The sequence below is a fragment of the Actinoallomurus sp. NPDC052308 genome, from assembly GCF_040679195.1.
GTDB lineage: Bacteria > Actinomycetota > Actinomycetes > Streptosporangiales > Streptosporangiaceae > Actinoallomurus > Actinoallomurus liliacearum.
The window spans coordinates 82,458-98,771 of sequence record NZ_JBFAUM010000015.1; the positions used below are offsets into that span (position 1 = coordinate 82,458).

At 71.5% G+C, this 16,314-nt stretch carries 14 protein-coding genes; 2 read left to right on the forward strand and 12 right to left on the reverse strand.

Annotation, left to right across the window (positions count from 1 at the left end):
* Positions 1-31: 31 nt before the first annotated feature.
* The 3 genes from AB0L00_RS29145 to lepA all read right to left on the reverse strand — a co-directional run bounded on the left by AB0L00_RS29145 (position 32) and on the right by lepA (position 3,365).
* A complete protein-coding gene (locus AB0L00_RS29145; protein ID WP_364440280.1) occupies positions 32-493 on the reverse strand; it encodes an ATP-binding protein in 462 nt (153 codons plus the stop codon).
* A 126-nt stretch (positions 494-619) separates the two neighbouring features.
* On the reverse strand, positions 620-1,471 hold the full coding sequence (locus AB0L00_RS29150) for an LLM class F420-dependent oxidoreductase (RefSeq protein WP_364440281.1): 852 nt from the start codon (positions 1,469-1,471) through the stop codon (positions 620-622).
* A gap of 70 nt (positions 1,472-1,541) precedes the next feature.
* Positions 1,542-3,365, reverse strand: coding sequence for a translation elongation factor 4 (gene lepA / locus AB0L00_RS29155; RefSeq protein ID WP_364440282.1), 1,824 nt, complete (start codon positions 3,363-3,365; stop codon positions 1,542-1,544).
* A gap of 209 nt (positions 3,366-3,574) precedes the next feature.
* On the opposite strand from lepA, the gene rpsT reads away from it, so the two are divergent.
* A complete protein-coding gene (rpsT, locus tag AB0L00_RS29160) occupies positions 3,575-3,844 on the forward strand; it encodes a 30S ribosomal protein S20 (RefSeq protein WP_345362184.1) in 270 nt (89 codons plus the stop codon).
* Positions 3,845-3,981: 137 nt separating this feature from the next.
* Here the strand turns inward: rpsT and AB0L00_RS29165 are convergent, their stop codons facing one another.
* From AB0L00_RS29165 to AB0L00_RS29175, 3 genes are all read right to left on the reverse strand, one after another.
* Positions 3,982-4,485, reverse strand: a complete 504-nt coding sequence (locus tag AB0L00_RS29165) for a hypothetical protein (RefSeq protein ID WP_364440283.1) — start codon at positions 4,483-4,485, stop codon at positions 3,982-3,984.
* Between the two features lie 94 nt (positions 4,486-4,579).
* Entirely contained in the window at positions 4,580-5,539 is a 960-nt protein-coding gene (gene holA, locus AB0L00_RS29170) for a DNA polymerase III subunit delta (RefSeq protein WP_364440284.1), read from the reverse strand.
* A 145-nt stretch (positions 5,540-5,684) separates the two neighbouring features.
* Positions 5,685-6,173: a nitroreductase family deazaflavin-dependent oxidoreductase gene (locus AB0L00_RS29175; RefSeq protein ID WP_364440285.1), complete on the reverse strand. Its 489-nt coding sequence runs from the start codon at positions 6,171-6,173 to the stop codon at positions 5,685-5,687.
* A gap of 176 nt (positions 6,174-6,349) precedes the next feature.
* On the opposite strand from AB0L00_RS29175, the gene AB0L00_RS29180 reads away from it, so the two are divergent.
* Complete coding sequence (locus tag AB0L00_RS29180) at positions 6,350-7,300, forward strand: LLM class flavin-dependent oxidoreductase (protein ID WP_364440286.1); 951 nt, start codon at positions 6,350-6,352, stop codon at positions 7,298-7,300.
* Here the strand turns inward: AB0L00_RS29180 and AB0L00_RS29185 are convergent.
* The 6 genes from AB0L00_RS29185 to hflX form a co-directional block, all read right to left on the reverse strand.
* Positions 7,275-9,770 carry a ComEC/Rec2 family competence protein gene (locus AB0L00_RS29185; RefSeq protein WP_364440287.1) on the reverse strand — a complete coding sequence of 832 codons (2,496 nt, stop codon included), beginning with the start codon at positions 9,768-9,770 and terminating at the stop codon, positions 7,275-7,277. The two genes, AB0L00_RS29180 and AB0L00_RS29185, sit on opposite strands and share 26 nt — an antisense overlap.
* A gap of 187 nt (positions 9,771-9,957) precedes the next feature.
* The gene (locus AB0L00_RS29190) at positions 9,958-10,752 is read right to left on the reverse strand and encodes a ComEA family DNA-binding protein (RefSeq protein ID WP_364440288.1); all 795 of its coding nucleotides are present in this window, start codon (positions 10,750-10,752) and stop codon (positions 9,958-9,960) included.
* Positions 10,753-10,813: 61 nt separating this feature from the next.
* Entirely contained in the window at positions 10,814-11,665 is an 852-nt protein-coding gene (locus AB0L00_RS29195; RefSeq protein WP_364440289.1) for a DegV family protein, read from the reverse strand.
* 64 nt (positions 11,666-11,729) lie between these two features.
* Entirely contained in the window at positions 11,730-12,470 is a 741-nt protein-coding gene (locus tag AB0L00_RS29200; protein WP_364440290.1) for a TMEM175 family protein, read from the reverse strand.
* A gap of 549 nt (positions 12,471-13,019) precedes the next feature.
* Positions 13,020-14,231, reverse strand: a complete 1,212-nt coding sequence (gene hutI, locus AB0L00_RS29205; protein WP_345362160.1) for an imidazolonepropionase — start codon at positions 14,229-14,231, stop codon at positions 13,020-13,022.
* Between the two features lie 463 nt (positions 14,232-14,694).
* A complete protein-coding gene (gene hflX / locus AB0L00_RS29210) occupies positions 14,695-16,104 on the reverse strand; it encodes a GTPase HflX (protein ID WP_364440291.1) in 1,410 nt (469 codons plus the stop codon).
* Positions 16,105-16,314 lie beyond the last annotated feature (210 nt).

Sequence of the window (16,314 nt, forward strand, 5' to 3'; positions counted from 1 at the left end):
TTGCCTCACGAACTCCGTCGGAGGCGGTCCGTCAGTACGAGAACTCCGCCCAGACCGTCGTACGGTCGGCGCTCCGCGTCACGCCCCACCGGTCCGCGACCGTGTCGATGAGGATCAGCCCCCGGCCGTGCTCGGCGTCCACCGCCGGCCGGTTCTCGAGCCGTGGCTCCGAGCCGGTGGCCCCGTCGTTGGTCACCTCGGCGCGGACGGCATTGCCGGCGGCGGCGAGGCTGATGGTGATCTGGCCGCCCGTACCGCTCGCGGTGTGCTTGACCGCGTTGGTGGCGAGTTCGCTGACACTGAGCTTCACCGCGTCGGCCGCGGGATGCCGTCCACCGAGCGCCTCCCGGACGAACCGGCGCCCGTCGGCGACCGAACGCTCCGTACCCGGAAGGGTGATCGCCCCGATGATGGTCATTTCGGCCGGTCCGCCGCGGTCGGGCCCCAGCGGGTCGCCGTCGCACGTCTCCGGCCCTGCTATGGCCGCGTCCACTGATCCTCCCTAGGTCATCGCGGACACGACCCATTCCCCTTATCGGATGACGCAACCCGAACATCCACAATCCTGAGATTCCGGACAGCGGCTTCGGACGGCCCGGAACCCGCCGCGACCACGGGCTCAGCGCAGGTCGAGCGCGGTGGCGAGCTCGCGCCACTGCGCCCGGGGCAGCCCGCTTCGATCGTCGGTCAGGACCTGGAGGGCGGCGTGGTCCGCGCCCGCGTCCCGGTGGGCGTCGACGCGCCGCCGTACCGCCTCGACGTCGCCCCACGCGACGACCGCGTCGACGAGCCGGTCACTGCCGCCGTCGGCGAAGTCGTCCTCGGTGAAGCCGAGCCGCAGCAGGTTGTTGGTGTAGTTGGGCAGCTTTATGTAGAAGCCCAGGTGCTGCCGGGCCGTGGCGCGTGCCCGTTCGGGATCGGTGTCGAGCACCACCTTGACCTCCGGGGCGAGGAGGCGATCCGGACTGAGGACCTGACGTGCCCGCGCCGTGTGCTCCGCTGTCACGAGGTAGGGGTGGGCGCCCGCCGTACGGTCGCGGGCCAGCTCCAGCATGCGCGGGCCGAGCGCGGCCAGGACCCGCTCCGCGGACGGCGCGCCGGCGGCGTCGAGGCCGTCGAGGTACCGCGTCATCGCGGAGTACGGCTTGTCGTAGGCCTTGACCAGACCGGGATGGCTCGCGCCCAGGCCGAGCAGGAATCGGCCCGGGTACGCGGCGGACACGGCCTTCTGCCGGTCCGCGACGTCGGCCGCGTCGTACTCCCAGATGTTGAGGATCCCGGTCGCCACCACGATCCGGGAGGTCGCCTCCAGAAGCGGCACGGCGTGGTGCACGCCGGGGCTGCCGCCCAGCCAGATCGCGCCGTACCCGAGCTCCTCCAGCTCGGCCGCCGCGTCGCGGATCTCGTTCGCGGCGCTCGGATCGTCGTTCCGGAACCCGATGCTCCAGATCCCCACCCGGCCGACGTCCATCATCGTCTCCTCCAAGATTCTCGGCTGACTCAGAACCAGCCTGCCCCGGAGGAGACGATCCGAGACGTGGTTACTTCTTCTTCTCCGCGGCGGCCGTGCCGGTCGACAACGCGGCGACGAAGGCCTCCTGCGGGACGTCGACCCGGCCGATCGTCTTCATCCGCTTCTTGCCTTCCTTCTGCTTCTCCAGCAGCTTGCGCTTGCGGGAGATGTCACCGCCGTAGCACTTGGCCAGGACGTCCTTGCGGATCGCCCGGATGTTCTCCCGGGCGATGACCCGCGAGCCGATCGCCGCCTGGATCGGGACCTCGAACTGCTGGCGCGGGATGAGCTCCTTGAGCTTGGCCGTCATCATCAGGCCGTACTCGCGGGCCTTGTCCTTGTGCACGATCTGGCTGAAGGCGTCGACCGACTCGCCCTGCAGCAGGATGTCGACCTTGACCAGGTCCGACTCCTGCTCCCCGCTCGTTTCGTAGTCGAGCGAGGCGTATCCGCGCGTCCGCGACTTCAGCTGGTCGAAGAAGTCGAAGATGATCTCGGCCAGCGGCAGGGTGTAGCGGATCTCGACGCGGTCCTCGGAGAGGTAGTCCATGCCGAGCATGACGCCGCGGCGGCTCTGGCACAGCTCCATGATCGCGCCGATGTGGTCGCTCGGAGACAGGATGGTCGCCTTGACGATCGGCTCGTACACCTCGCCGATCTTGCCTTCGGGGAACTCGCTCGGGTTGGTGACCCGATGCTCGTCGCCGTTCTCCATGACCACGCGGTACACGACGTTCGGCGCGGTGGAGATGAGCGACAGGTCGAACTCCCGCTCCAGCCGCTCGCGCACGATCTCCATGTGGAGCAGGCCGAGGAAGCCGCAGCGGAACCCGAAGCCCAGCGCGAGGGAGGTCTCCGGCTCGTAGATCAGCGCGGCGTCGTTCAGGCGCAGCTTGTCGAGGGCGTCGCGCAGCTCGGGGTAGTCGTCGCCGTCCACCGGATACAGGCCCGAGAACACCATCGGCTTCGGATCCTGGTAACCGCCGAGCGGCTGCGCGGCGGGCGCGGACGCGATCGTCACGGTGTCGCCCACCCGGGCCTGGCGGACGTCCTTGACCCCGGTGATCAGGTAACCGACCTCGCCGACGCCGAGGCCGGTGACCGGCTTGGGCTCCGGCGAGATCACGCCCACCTCGAGGGTGTCGTGCGCCGCCTTGGTGGACATCATCAGGCTCTTCTCGCGTCGCGAGAGGTGCCCGTCGATCACCCGGACATAGGTGACGACACCGCGGTAGGTGTCGTAGACCGAGTCGAAGATCAACGCGCGGGCCGGGCCGTCGGAGTCGCCCACGGGCGCCGGAACGGTCGCGACGATGTTGTCGAGCAGCTCGACGACGCCCTCGCCGGTCTTGCCCGACACGCGCAGCACCTCGGCGGGGTCGCAGCCGATGATGCCGGCCAGCTCCTCGGCGTACTTGTCCGGCTGCGCGGCGGGCAGGTCGATCTTGTTGAGCACCGGAATGATGTGCAGGTCCGCCTCGAGCGCGAGGTAGAGGTTCGCCAGCGTCTGCGCCTCGATGCCCTGCGCGGCGTCGACCAGCAGCACGGCCCCCTCGCACGCGGCCAGCGACCGCGACACCTCGTACGAGAAGTCGACGTGCCCCGGCGTGTCGATCAGGTTGAGGACGTGGTCCCTCCACGGCAGGCGCACGGCCTGACTCTTGATCGTGATGCCGCGCTCGCGCTCGATGTCCATCCGGTCGAGATACTGGGCGCGCATCTGACGCTCTTCGACCACGCCGGTGAGCTGCAGCATGCGGTCGGCGAGGGTCGACTTGCCGTGGTCGATATGCGCGATGATGCAGAAGTTGCGAATCACCGCGGGATCGGTCTGGTTCGGTACGGGCGGCACCGGGTTCCTCATGACGTGACGGATTCAGCGTCTTCCATGGTCCCATGCCCCGTGCCATGCTCTCGCCGTACGGCCCGGGGCTCCGGCACGGGCGGCACCAGGCCTCCGTGTTGGGGCCGCTGAGAAACCTTGGTAAGCTGTTCCACTGCGTGTGGGCGCGACAGGTCCCGCGCCCCCAATCCATCGACTTAAGACCTGAGGCTTCTTTCGTGGCGAACATCAAGTCCCAGATCAAGCGGAACAAGCAGAACGAGAAGGCTCGCCTGCGTAACAAGGCGGTCAAGTCCGAGCTTAAGACCGCGATCCGCAAGTTCCGTGAGGCCGCCGAGTCCGGCGACGCCGAGGCCACCCTCGCCGAGCTGCGCAACGCTTCGCGCAAGCTCGATAAGGCCGTGGGCAAGGGCGTCATCCACAAGAACCAGGCGGCCAACCGCAAGTCGGCGATCGCCAAGCGCGCCGCCGAGCTGCAGGCCAAGTAAGGCCGACCGACGCGTCAGCGACGCCGTGTCCCCTCGTCGGGGCACGGCGTCGTCGTGCTTTCCTCCCGTCGGGCGGGCTCGACCGGCCACCGCATCGGCCGTCGCCGCCCGCGTACCGGCATGGGAAGCCGCCGGGATCAGCCGCATTCGTCGATCATCGCCTCCACGTCCGCCCAGGTCGGGGCGTGCCGCACCCAGCCGGGCGGCTCGACCGGCTGCGGACCGAAGAGGATGAGGTGCGGCACGATGCCGCGCAACGCGACGTGCACGCCCAGCCGGTCGTCGATCATGTGGGTGATGCCGAGTTCCGTGCAGTGCCCGGCCTTGTCCGCGCGGCGGCGGCAGAAGCGGACGTTGCCGCGCGCGATGCCGGTGCGCCGATAGAAGTCATGGTGGTCGAGCCACTGCAGCGTCCGCCGCTGCACGCCTTCGCCGCACTTGGAGATCACCCACGCCCGTCCGCCGAAGCGGGCGACGAGCCGGGGCAGCACCTCGAACGTCCCCGACGTGGCCGGCGTGCGCATCGCCTGTTCCAGGCCGCCGCCGAGGAAGGTCGTGTCCTCCTCCCCCGCTTCCGTGACGCCTCCCTGGATCACCCGACCGAAGTCGACGCCGAGGCGCGGTTCCTTGATCTTGTTCATGGAGCAAGCGTGGGACATCGGCGAATACGATCAAAACCGATTTATCCCCCCGGGGGGAAGACCGGCCGGTAGAGCGTCCCGGCCGGTAGCAGCGTCAGCGTCCGGCGCGGGCGGCGACGATCTGCGCGATCGCCTTCTCCAGCGCGTACGCCGGATCCGCGCCACCGCCCTTGACCTGGGCGTCGGTCTCGGCCACGACCTGCAGCGCCCGCGCGACCCCGGCCGGCTCCCAGCCGCGCAGCTGCGCGCGTACCCGATCGATCTTCCAGGGCGGCATTCCGAGCTCCTTGGCCAGCCCGGCGCCGCGCAGGCCGCGTGGCGCGCCACCGACCTTGGCGAGCGACCGTACGCCCTGAGCCAGCGCACTCGTGATGAGGACCGGCGCGACGCCCGTCGCCAGCGCCCAGCGGAGCTGTTCCAACGCCTCGGCGAGCTTTCCCTCGACCGCCCGGTCGGCGACGGTGAACCCGCTGACCTCCGCGCGTCCCCGGTGGTACCGGGCGACCGCCTCGTCGGTGATCTTCCCGCCGGTGTCGGCGACGAGCTGACTGCACGCGCTGGCCAGCTCCCGCAGGTCGGTGCCGACCGCGTCGAGGAGGGTACGGGCCGCGTCCTCCCCGATGCTCCCACCCGCCCGGCGGATCTCCGCGCGGACGAACCCGACCCGGTCGCCCGGCCGCGTGATCTTCTGGCAGGTGACCTTGCGGGCACCCGCCTTGGTCAGCGCGTCGAGCAGCGCCTTGCCCTTGGCACCGCCCGCGTGTACGACGACGAAGTCGATGTCGTCGGCGGGGTTCGCGGCATACCGGCCGATCTCCGCGGCCAGGTCCTTGCCGAAGTCCTGGGCGGAACGCAGGACGACCACCCGCCCACCGCCGAACAGCGACGGCGAGGTCAGCTCCGCCAGGGCACCCGGCGCGAGGGAGGCGGGGGTCAGCTCATGGACCTCGACGTCGGCCTCGCGAGCGCGGGCCGCGGCGACGACGTCGCCGATCGCCCGATCGACGAGCAGCTCCTCGTCACCGACGACCAGGGTGAGACGTTCGGAAGACACGCATGCAGCATGCCACGCCCGGAGCCCCGGCATCGCCCATCCGCCGTCGTCCGGTCCGCCGCCCCCGTGCCTCGCACCATCGCCGTTCGGTCCGGGCGGCAGGCCCGCCGCCCCGGCTGCGAGACCGAAGGCGGGCCGGGTTGACTCAGTGCGGCCGATGCCCGCCGCTCGGGCGGAAGGCGACGGCGCGCAGATCACCGATGTCGTCGTTCTTGGGATCCTCCGGCAGGCCCATCAGCCGCGCGAGGGTACGCCAGGCCAGTGGGTGGGCCTCCTTGTAGTCGACGAGTACGGCACGGCGCTCCTCGTCGGGAAGGAAGCGGTGCTCCGGCTCCAGCAGCCGAAGATGCCCGATCCGGAGCTCCAGCGCCCGGCCCGCCCGGAGGTTCTTCACCCAGTCGGCACGGTTGCCCCAGCCGGAGAAGACGATGACCTCGCCGGCCTCATGGTCGAGCTTCACCACCTCCAGGACGGTCTCGCGGCGCAGCCCGCTGAGTCGTCCCTGATGGGCGAGGTAGAGGAAACGCTTGCCGAGCAGGAAGCCGAGGTTCCGGTGATAGATCCAAAGAGGGGCGCGAACCACACGGCGCAGGAACCCGTGCGGTCGGGGGGCACTGGAGATTCCTCGGGGCATTGTCCAATGATGCCGCCGATCAGCACGTCCCCGCACACCGGACGGCTCGCCCGATCGGGATCGGCCGGTCCCCCGTGTGATCCGGGCCGCAGCGGGAATCCCTCCTTTCCGCCGCGGGTTGTTCGAAGGTGCCCGAACTTCAAGAACTGCCGCTTTCCGTGCTCGATCTCGTCCCTGTGAGCTCGGATACGACCCCCGGGGCCGCGCTGCGCGCCAGCATCGACCTGGCGCGGGCCGTCGAACGCCTGGGCTACCACCGGCTGTGGGTCGCGGAGCACCACAACATGCCCGGGATCGCCAGCTCCTCACCCCCGGTACTGATCGCGCATCTGGCGGAGGCGACGTCGACCCTGCGGATCGGCTCCGGCGGGGTGATGCTGCCCAACCACGCGCCATTGGTCGTCGCCGAGCAGTTCGGCATGCTGGAGGCCCTGCACCCCGGTCGGATCGACCTCGGCATCGGCCGGGCACCCGGTACGGACCAGGCGACCGCGTACGCGCTGCGGCGGAGCGCCGACCTGAACGTCGAGGACTTCCCGCGCCACCTCGCCGAGCTACGGGCGTTCCTCGGTGGATCATCGTTCGGGATCAGGGCGGTGCCCGCGGCCGAGAACCCGCCGGAGGTCTGGCTGCTGGGTTCCAGCGGCTACAGCGCACAGCTCGCGGGCGCGCTCGGTCTGCCGTTCGCGTTCGCCCACCACTTCAGCGCGCGGTTCACGGAGCCCGCCCTGGAGCTGTACCGCTCGACCTTCCAGCCGTCGGAGACCCTGTCCCGGCCGCACGCCATGGTGACCGCCGCCGTGGTCTGCGCCGACACCGACGAGGAGGCGGAACGGCTCGCCGCACCCATGGGCCTGTCCATGCTGCGGCTGCGCGGCGGAATGCCCGGGTTGCTGCCGACGCCGGAGGAGGCGGCCGCGTATCCCTACACGCCTCAGGAACGCGAGGCCATCGGCACGATCACCGAGTCGCACGTGATCGGCGGCCCGGAGACCGTGCGCAAGGGTCTTCTCGACCTGATCGACCGCACCCAGCCGGAAGAGCTGATGATCTCGACCAACGTCGGTGACCCCGCCGCCCGTCTGCATTCGCACGAACTCGTCAAGGAGGTCCTGCGCGCCGGGTGACCACGGCGGGGCCGTTGCCGGAGCGGACGACCGCGACGTCGCCGTCGCGATCGGTGCGGTAGCCGCGTAGGCGCAGGAGGGTGAGCAGGGCCATCGTGGACGGCGCCGGGTGTCCGTAGTCGTTGTGCGCGCCGACCGAGGTCACCGCGATCCGCGCGTGCACGGCGGCCAGGAAGTCCGGGTCCTGGTGCGAGGAGCCATGGTGCGGGACCTTGAGGACGTCCGCGTGCGGCAGTCCGGCGGCGAGCAGCGTCCGCTGGGCCTCGACCTCGACGTCCCCGCCGAGGAGCACCGTCAGCCCCGGCCACTGGGCGAACAGCACCACGCTGGCGTTGTTCACCTCGGTTCCGGGGTCGCGGGTCGACACGGGAAGCGTGGTGAGCGGGCCGAGCACACGCAGGGTCAGCGGTCCCGCGGACCAGACATCGCCGATCCCCGCGGGGACCACACGTCTTCCGATGAGCAGATGCCGCTCCTCTCCTTCGCTGTCGGGGCTGATCAAGACGGTCCCGACGGCGCGGCCACGCAGGACGCCCGGCACCCCGCCGACATGGTCCGCGTGCGGGTGGGTCAGCACGAGCAACGGCACGGCGCGGACCCGCAGGGCGCGCAGGCAACGGTCGATCGAGTGAGGGTCGGGACCGGTGTCGACGACCACGGCCCGGCCGGGCCCGGCGGCGAGTGCCAGCCCGTCGCCCTGGCCGACGTCGCAGGTCACGAACAGCCAGCCGTGCGGCGGCCACCCCGGCGCGCAGGAGTGAACGCCGATCGCCACCACCGTCGTGCCGGCGACGGCGGCCGCGGCGACGCGGCGCGCGCCCGGTCGGCGCAGGACGAACGCGCCGACGAGCAGAGCGGTCGTCAGCAGCGCCGCGCCGGCCACCCCGGCCGGCCAGCCGATCGCGGCGTAGGGCGCACGGGCGCACAGTCGCGCGACGCCGCTGATCCAGCCGACCGCCAGCCCGGCCGGTAGGACGATCACTCGGGCGAGCGGCAGTGACACCGGCGCGACCGCTGCGGCCAGTACTCCGAGCAGTGTCGCGGGTCCCACCGCGGGGGCGGCGAGGAGGTTGGCGGGCACGGCCACGAGGCTCACCTCGCCGTCGAGCAGGACGAGGACCGGAGCGCACGCGACGTGGGCCGCGGTCGACACCGCGAGCGGCTCGGCCAGCGCGCCGGCCATGCGGCGGAGCAGCCGCCCGCGCACGCTCCGGGGCAGCCATCGCGTCAGACACCGTCGCCAGGGCGGCCCGAGCACGAGGATGCCGGCGGTCGCGAGCGCCGACAGCGCGAAACCGTAGGAACGGGCGAGCCCCGGGTCGAGGAGGACCAGCACGAGGACGGCGGCACACAGGGCGGGAACGCCCCGGCGCTCCCGCCCGGTGACGACCGCGAGCAGTGCGACGGAGCCCATGACGGCGGCGCGCAGGACGCTCGGCGACGGACGCGCCACGAGCACGAAGCCGAACACCGTGAGCCCGGCGAGCAAGGGCACCGCGCGACGGCCGAGGCCCGTGAAACGGCCGGCCATCAGGACCGCGCCGATCAGCAGGGAGAGGTTCTCGCCGCTGACCGCCATCAGGTGCGTCAGTCCCGCCGCCTCGAACGCGTCGGCGAGCTCCGGGTCGAGCAGCGACGTGTCGCCGTCGACCAGGCCGGGCAGCACGCCGCGCTGGTCCGCCGGCAACCGGGACGCCGCCGCCCGCAGCCGGGACCGGATGGTGCTCGCCCACCGTTGCGGGAGCGACGGCCGGCCCACGAGCGCGGGCGGCCCACGGACCAGGCCGACCGCCGCGAGCAGTTCCCCATGCCGCGGCGTGACGAGCCGCGCTGTAAGCCGAACCCGCTGGCTCGGCACCAGGGGTCGCCACGCCGCGTCGTCCGCGAGCAGGAGCACCGGAACCCGCACCCGCCGTCGTTCCGTGCCGGGACCGGGCTGCACCTCCTGTACCCGTGCGGGTACCAGGACGGTGTCGTGCCGACGCGTCTGCCCGGTCTTCAGCACCGCCGGGTCCCCGGTGACCACCGCGCCGAGCCGCACCGTGGCACCCCGGACCGCGAGCGCGCGCACCGGCCCCGACCCGACCGCGGTGAGCCGAAGCCCGACGCCCATGGCCGAAGCCGCGACACACGCCAACATCCCCGCCAGCACTCGCCGCGCCACCAGCCGTTCTCCAGCACCGAGCCCTTCGGCCGGACGCTCGGGAGCGGCGGTGGGGTCGGCATGGTCGATCATCCGCTCTCGGAGCGCGTGGGCCGTCAGAAAGACGGCTCCGATGGCCGACACGGCGGCGGTCACGTACGCCGCCTCCGCGCCAAGACCGAGTAACACCAGCGCGGCGGACCAGGCGCCCACCGCGGGTGCCGCCAACCGCAGGTCGTGCCCGCCGCCCGCCGAAAGGTCGTGTTCGGCCGCACCGCCCAACGGCCCATCCCCGGAGGCCTCGCCCGACAGCACATCCGCAGACACCTCCTCAGTCAGCCGGTCTCCAGAGACCGCACCCCTCGGTCGCCCGTCCGCCGAAACCTCGCCGGTCGGGCCGGCCGTGGTGGTCTCGCTCGTCGGTTCGTCATCGGTGCTCACGCTCGTGGATCCCTTGGACAGGCCGCCCGAAGCGCTGCTCTCACGCCGCGGCCGGTCGCTGCCGCTTCCGCGCTCACACCGTCACCAGGCCTTTGAGATCGCCGAACTTGGCGGCTCCGATGCCGGACACCTGCCGCAACTCTTCGACGGACCGGAAGGCACCGTGCTGGGTGCGGTAGTCGACGATGCGCTGGGCCAGCACTGGGCCGACGCCCGGAAGTTGATCGAGCTGGGTGACGCTGGCGGTGTTCAGGTCGAGCGGCGCTCCGGAGGGCGTCGCTGCGCCTGGAGGCGCGCCCGACGGGACGGCGGGCGCAGGCGTCGCGTCGACTCCGACGAGGATCTGCTCGCCGTCCACGACCCGGCGTGCCAGGTTGAGAGCGCCGGTCCGGGCACCGGGCCGGACGCCTCCGGCCGCCTTGATCGCGTCGATAACCCGCGCGCCGGACGGCAGGCTCACCACGCCGGGACGTCGCACCTTCCCGGCGACGTCGACCAGCACCGGCGACGAGGACACCGCGGGCGTGGCCGGTGCCGTGGGCGCGCCACGGTCGGGCGACAAGGTGCCCAGCGAAGCGGCCGGATGCGCCGCGGAGCGTACGACGGCTGCGGGCGCGGGCTGCGGCTCAGGGCGAGACCACCAGAGGTAGGCGGCCGCGACGAGCGCCGCGAGGAGACCGATCGCCGCCAGCACCCGGAGACCGGGGATGCCCGGATCGAGCCGCACCTGTCTGCCCGGATCGCGAGGCGCTGAGCGTAACGCCGCGCCCGGCGGCTCATCGCCCGCGTCATCGCCGGGCCCGAACGACTGCGGTGGCCGGAAGACGTCGCGGAGCCGGTCGAATGCGGTGGGATCGAGGCTGGACATGCCGCCGACGCTAACGGACCGGTCACATTCGGCGACGGGCCCAGCGCGGATTGTGGATAACTCACGGCTCCCGGCGGGAGACCGCGACACCGAGCATCCCGGGGCCCACATGCGCGCCGATGACCGGCCCCACCTCACCGACGTACAGGTCATGCAGGTCCGGGACACGTTCCCGCAGGTGGCCGGCCAGAGCGGCGGCCCGTACGGGAGCCGCCAAGTGCTGGACGGCGATGTCCACGGATCGGTCGCCGGCCAGCTCGACGGCCAGCTCCTCCAGCCTGGCGAGGGCGCGGGAGGTCGTGCGGACCTTCTCCAGGGGCGCGATGCGGCCGTCGACGATGCGCAGCAACGGTTTGATCATCAGAGCCGATCCCAGCAACGTCGCCGCCGCTCCGATCCGCCCGCCCCGGCGCAGGTGCTCCAGCGTGTCGACGTAGAAGAGGGAGCGGGTCGCGCGGATGCGCCGGACGGCCGCATCGGCCACGGCGTCGAGATCGCCGCCGCCGACCGCGGCCCGGGCGGCGGCCAGCACCGAGAAGCCGAGCCCCATGCCGAGGGAACGGCTGTCCACCACCCGGACCGGGATGGACGCCTCTTCGGCGGCGAGCCGGGCGGACTCGACGGTTCCCGACATCTCCGCGGACAGATGGATGGACGCCACCCCAATGGCCCCCGACTCGGCCGCCCGCCGGTACGCGACGGCGAAGCTCTCCGGCGATGGCCGGGACGTCGTGACCGGACGCCAGTCCCGGAAACCCTGACCCGCCTCCGCAGCGGTACGCCCCGAGCCCTCCTCGAAGGTCTGCCCGCCGACCCCGACCTGCAGAGGCACCACCACGACGCCGTGTGCCACGACCAATTCGTCGGGGAGATAGGCGGTGGAATCAGTGACGACCGCGACGGGTGCTGTCATACCGGGAGTTTAGGACGACACGTCATATCAGCCGCGCAACCCGGCCTCAGCGCGTCGCTCCCCGTCACGGCCGCTCCGGCGGCGGACCGCAGCTCTCGGAAAAGGTCGTCGCCTCGGCCCCTTCCTCCGCGTCCGCTTCCCCGGAGCCGGTGGCCGACGCCGATGCGGGGCGCTGTACGCGGGCGGCCGGGGACCGACGGCCCACGACGAAGTAAATGATGATCGCGGCGTTGAGCACCAGAGAGCCGATCGGGCTGACGAACGCGACCAGTCCGGACAGGAGATAGCTCACCGGGCCCACCAACGACCGGCGGCGCGCCTCACGCGCCACCTCCCGGCCTCCCGGATGCAACAGGTGCGGCCGGGCACAGAGGTGGTTCCACAGCAGTGTGAACCAGACCGCCGTCACCAGGACCGACGCCGAGTAGAAGACGGCGGCCGGGACGGCGTCGTCGCCGGTGAGGTGGTTGCCGAGCGTGGCGGTCGGCAACGGCAGGTACGCCAGGGTCGCCAGCATGCCGAGGTTCAGGAGGAGCAGGCCGCGATCGACGCGTCGAACCTGGTGGAACAGGTTGTGATGGTGGATCCACGCGATGCCGATCACCAGGAAGCTGACGGCGTACGCCGCGAGGGCCGGCCACTCGTGGCGCAGCGCGGGCCACACCTCTTCATCGGCGGCCGGGGCCTTCACTTCGAGGATGAGCAGCGTCGCCGCGATCGCGATCACACCATCGCTGAACGCCGCCAGCCGGCTTGGGGCGACCGCGGTCGCCGCCTCCTCGGTTTCACCAACACGCTCGGACACGGCAGACGACTCCAAATGATCAGCACGGTGGAGCCGCATCGTACGCGGACTCGGCCGGACAGGATGCCCGGTGAAGGCCGGACCCGGAAGATGACTTGCGGCGTTCGTCCGCTTTGGTCACCCCGGTCACCGAGCCTTCGGTATGCGCCGACGCACGGCGCACGACGCCGACCGCCCCATGGCCGCCGCGCCGACTTCACCGACGCACCAGACGCATCGCGCGCTGAGGCCGCCCGTCCACGGCCCAGTTCCATGCGTAGGGAGCTTGAGGCGGCCCGCCCGACGGCACAGGGCCGTGCGTAGGAGCCTGAAGCCGCCCGCGCGACGCCGCAGAGCCACACGTAGGAGCCTGAAATCGCCCGCCCGACGGCGCAGGGCCACGCGTAGAGGGCCTGGCCCCGCCCGCCCGACGGGGCGGTGGTATGTCAGGGCGCGGGCGAGGCGGGCCGTCTTGCAGTCGCGTCGAGGGGTCGCAGGGGCATGCCGACAGCGTGCCGAGGCGTCGCTGGGCGGCGGCGCATCATGCGTACGGCGTGCCGGGCTGCCGTCTTACGGCTGGACGGGGACGCCGCCGCGCCAGACGCGGAGCGCGCGGAGGCCGAAGGCCCAGGCGAACGCGCCCTCGTGGTCGGCGTCCCACAGGACCATGTCCGCGTACATGCCCGGAACGAGCGCGCCACGGTCGGACACGCGGAGGGCGGCCGCGCCACCGAGCGTGGCCGCGCGGAGCGCCTCGTTCACGCTGAGGCCGAACATCGCGACCGACAGCCCGATCACCAGCGGCATCGAGGTGATGCCGCACTGGCCGGGGTTGTGGTCGGTGCCGAGCGCGAGCGTGACGCCGCGGTCGAGCATGGCCCGGACCGGCGGGGTGCGGCCGTTGTGCAGGGCGCTGCCGGGGCAGACCGTCGCGGCGACGCCGCCGTGGTGCAGCGCCTTGATGTCGTCGTCGTTGGCCTCGGTGAGCAGGTCGGCCGAGGCGCAGCCGACCTCCGCCGCGACCTGGGCGGCACCGACCCGCTCGTTGGCGCAGGCGTGCAGGCGCGCCTTCAGGCCGACGCGCTGGCCGGTCATGAGCAGGACGCGGGCCTCGTCCGGCGTGAAGTGACCCTCGTCGCAGTAGACGTCGATGCTGTCGGCGCCCGCGGCCGCCGCGTCACCGGCCCACAGGCGGACCGCCTCGATGTAGTCGCGGCGGCGGCCGAAGTACTCCGGCGGCAGCATGTGCGCGGCGAGGAACGTCGCGTGGATGCGCGGCATCGAGGGCTCTTCCTCGAGCGAGCGCAGCATCCGGACGTCGGCCAGCTCGCCGTCACGGGTGAGGTGGTATCCGGTCTTCGCCTCTACCGTGGTCGTGCCGGCGCAGATCCACTGCCGGAGCCGTTCACGGACGTTGTTGCACAGGGTCCAGGGGTCGGTGCCGCGGGTCACGGTGACCGTGGAGGCGACGCCGCCGCCCGCGGCGACGATCTCGTTGTTGGTCGACCCGCTCGTGCGCATGGCCAGCTCGGCCCAGCGGTTCCCGGCGTAGACCGGGTGCGAGTGCGCGTCGATGAGGCCGGGCGTGACGAGGCCGCCACCGAGGTTCTCGACGTGGTCGACATCGACGATGTCGTCGATGACACCGGGGACGCTCTGCGGAAGGTCCGAGGCGGGACCGGCCCATACGATCCGGTCGTCGTGCACGAGAATGGCCGCGTTGCTGCACACATCGGTGCCGGTCCACAGCCGACCGATGTTCGTCAGCAAACGCACGGTCATCGCGTCACCGCCCCGTTCTGCGGGCGCGCGCCGGTGAAGGGTGTCCGGACGCCATGCAGCGGGTCACCTGCTCTCGCTCGATTACGCCGGCGGCATTGCCGACGGACCCAAGTCGGAAGAATTAGGGGTGATCAGCCGACCACCTGGAGCAACGAGCCCGGGAATATCGGTTTCGTCACGGTAGTGCACGGAAGGCCACGCTGTACAGCCTCACGCGACATACCGCTCCCAAACCGCCCCAGCGGCCGACTGCTACAGGTGCATCGAAGATACCTCACCCGGAACGCCCCGCCGTACCGAACGACGGAATGACCGGATCGTCGGTTCCGTACCACGAACTCGGTTCCGCCCCGGAAGCGGCGACGGCCGAAACGGCCGCCGCCGACTCGTGAAATGGACGATTATGCCGGGCAGTGCCGTACGGCGGAATCCGCATCCGGACCCATCCGTACGGTCTTATCGCTCAGGCGTGTGCGGTGATGTACGGCTCCAGTTCGCCGGCCACCCGTGCCGGCACCCGGGCGTGCAGCGCCGTGCCGTCGGGGGTGTGCTCCTGGGAGAGCACCTCACCGAGGTCGTGCACTCGGGCGACCAGGTCGCCGCGCTCGTACGGCACCAGGGCGTGGACCTCGTGGTCGCCGCGCGGGAGGTTCTCCTCGATCGCTTCGAGGAGCCCTGTCAGACCCTCGCCGGTGCGCGCCGAGACGACGACGCTGTGCGGCTCACGGCGGCGGAGCCGGGCCAGGGAGAGGGCGTCGGCCACGTCGGCCTTGTTGATCACGATGAGCTCGGGCACGTCCTCCGCGCCGAGCTCGCGCAGCACCTCGCGGACCGCGGCGATCTGCGCCTCCGGGGCCGCGTCGGAGCCGTCGACGACGTGCAGGATCAGGTCCGCGTCGGCGACCTCCTCCAGCGTCGAGCGGAACGCCTCGACGAGCTGATGCGGCAGGTGGCGCACGAAACCGACCGTGTCGGCGATCGTGAACGCCCGGCCGTTCGGCGTGCTGGCCCGCCGGACCGTGGGGTCCAGGGTGGCGAACAGCGCGTCCTCGACGAGGACGCCGGCGCCGGTCACGCGGTTGAGCAGGCTGGACTTGCCGGCGTTGGTGTAGCCGGCGATCGCAACCGAGGGGACCTGGCGGGTGCGCCGCCGGGACCGCTTCGTGTCACGCGCCTTGCCCATCTCGTCGATCTGGCGGCGCAGCCGGGCCATGCGGGACCGGATCCGGCGCCGGTCCAGCTCGATCTTCGTCTCACCGGGGCCGCGGCCGCCGATGCCGACGCCGCCGGCGGCGCGACCGCCGACCTGCCGGGACAGGTTGCCACCCCAGCCGCGGAGGCGGGGCATGAGGTACTCGAGCTGGGCCAGCTCGACCTGCGCCTTGCCCTCGCGGCTGCTGGCGTGCTGGGCGAAGATGTCGAGGATGAGGGCCGTCCGGTCGATCACCTTGACCTGGATGATCTCCTCGAGCTGACGGAGCTGGCTCGGAGTCAGCTCGCCGTCGCAGATCACGGTGTCGGCGCCGGTGGAGATGACGACGTCGCGCAGCTCCGCCGCCTTGCCGGACCCGATGTAGGTCGCCGGGTCGGGCTTGGAACGCCGCTGGACCATGCCCTCGAGAACGTCGGATCCGGCGGTCTCGGCGAGGAGCGCGAGCTCGCGCAGGGAGTTCTCGGCCTGAGCCTCGTCGCCGTCGGTCCAGACACCGATGAGGACGACGCGCTCGAGGCGCAGCGCGCGGTATTCGACCTCGGTGACGTCGCTGAGCTCCGTGGACAGGCCGGCCACACGCCGCAGCGCCTGCCGGTCCTCCAGGTCGAGCTCACCGGTCAGCGGGGTCTGCTCTGGGTCTTCGAAAGAAAAGTTCGTCATGTTCCCCCATGTCAACGCCGGAACGTCGCCGGATCTTCCCCGATGCTCCCATGCCGACGCCGGGAGCACACCTACTTATTCCGGACCGGCCGGCGCCGTCCCGAGTGTGGGCTTCCCCGAGAGGGGAGGAGTACTCCGGCCCCGTTGACCGAGCTGCGGCGATCTTAATATCGTTTCCATCAAGCAGAAGAATAATTTCACTGTGCGAAA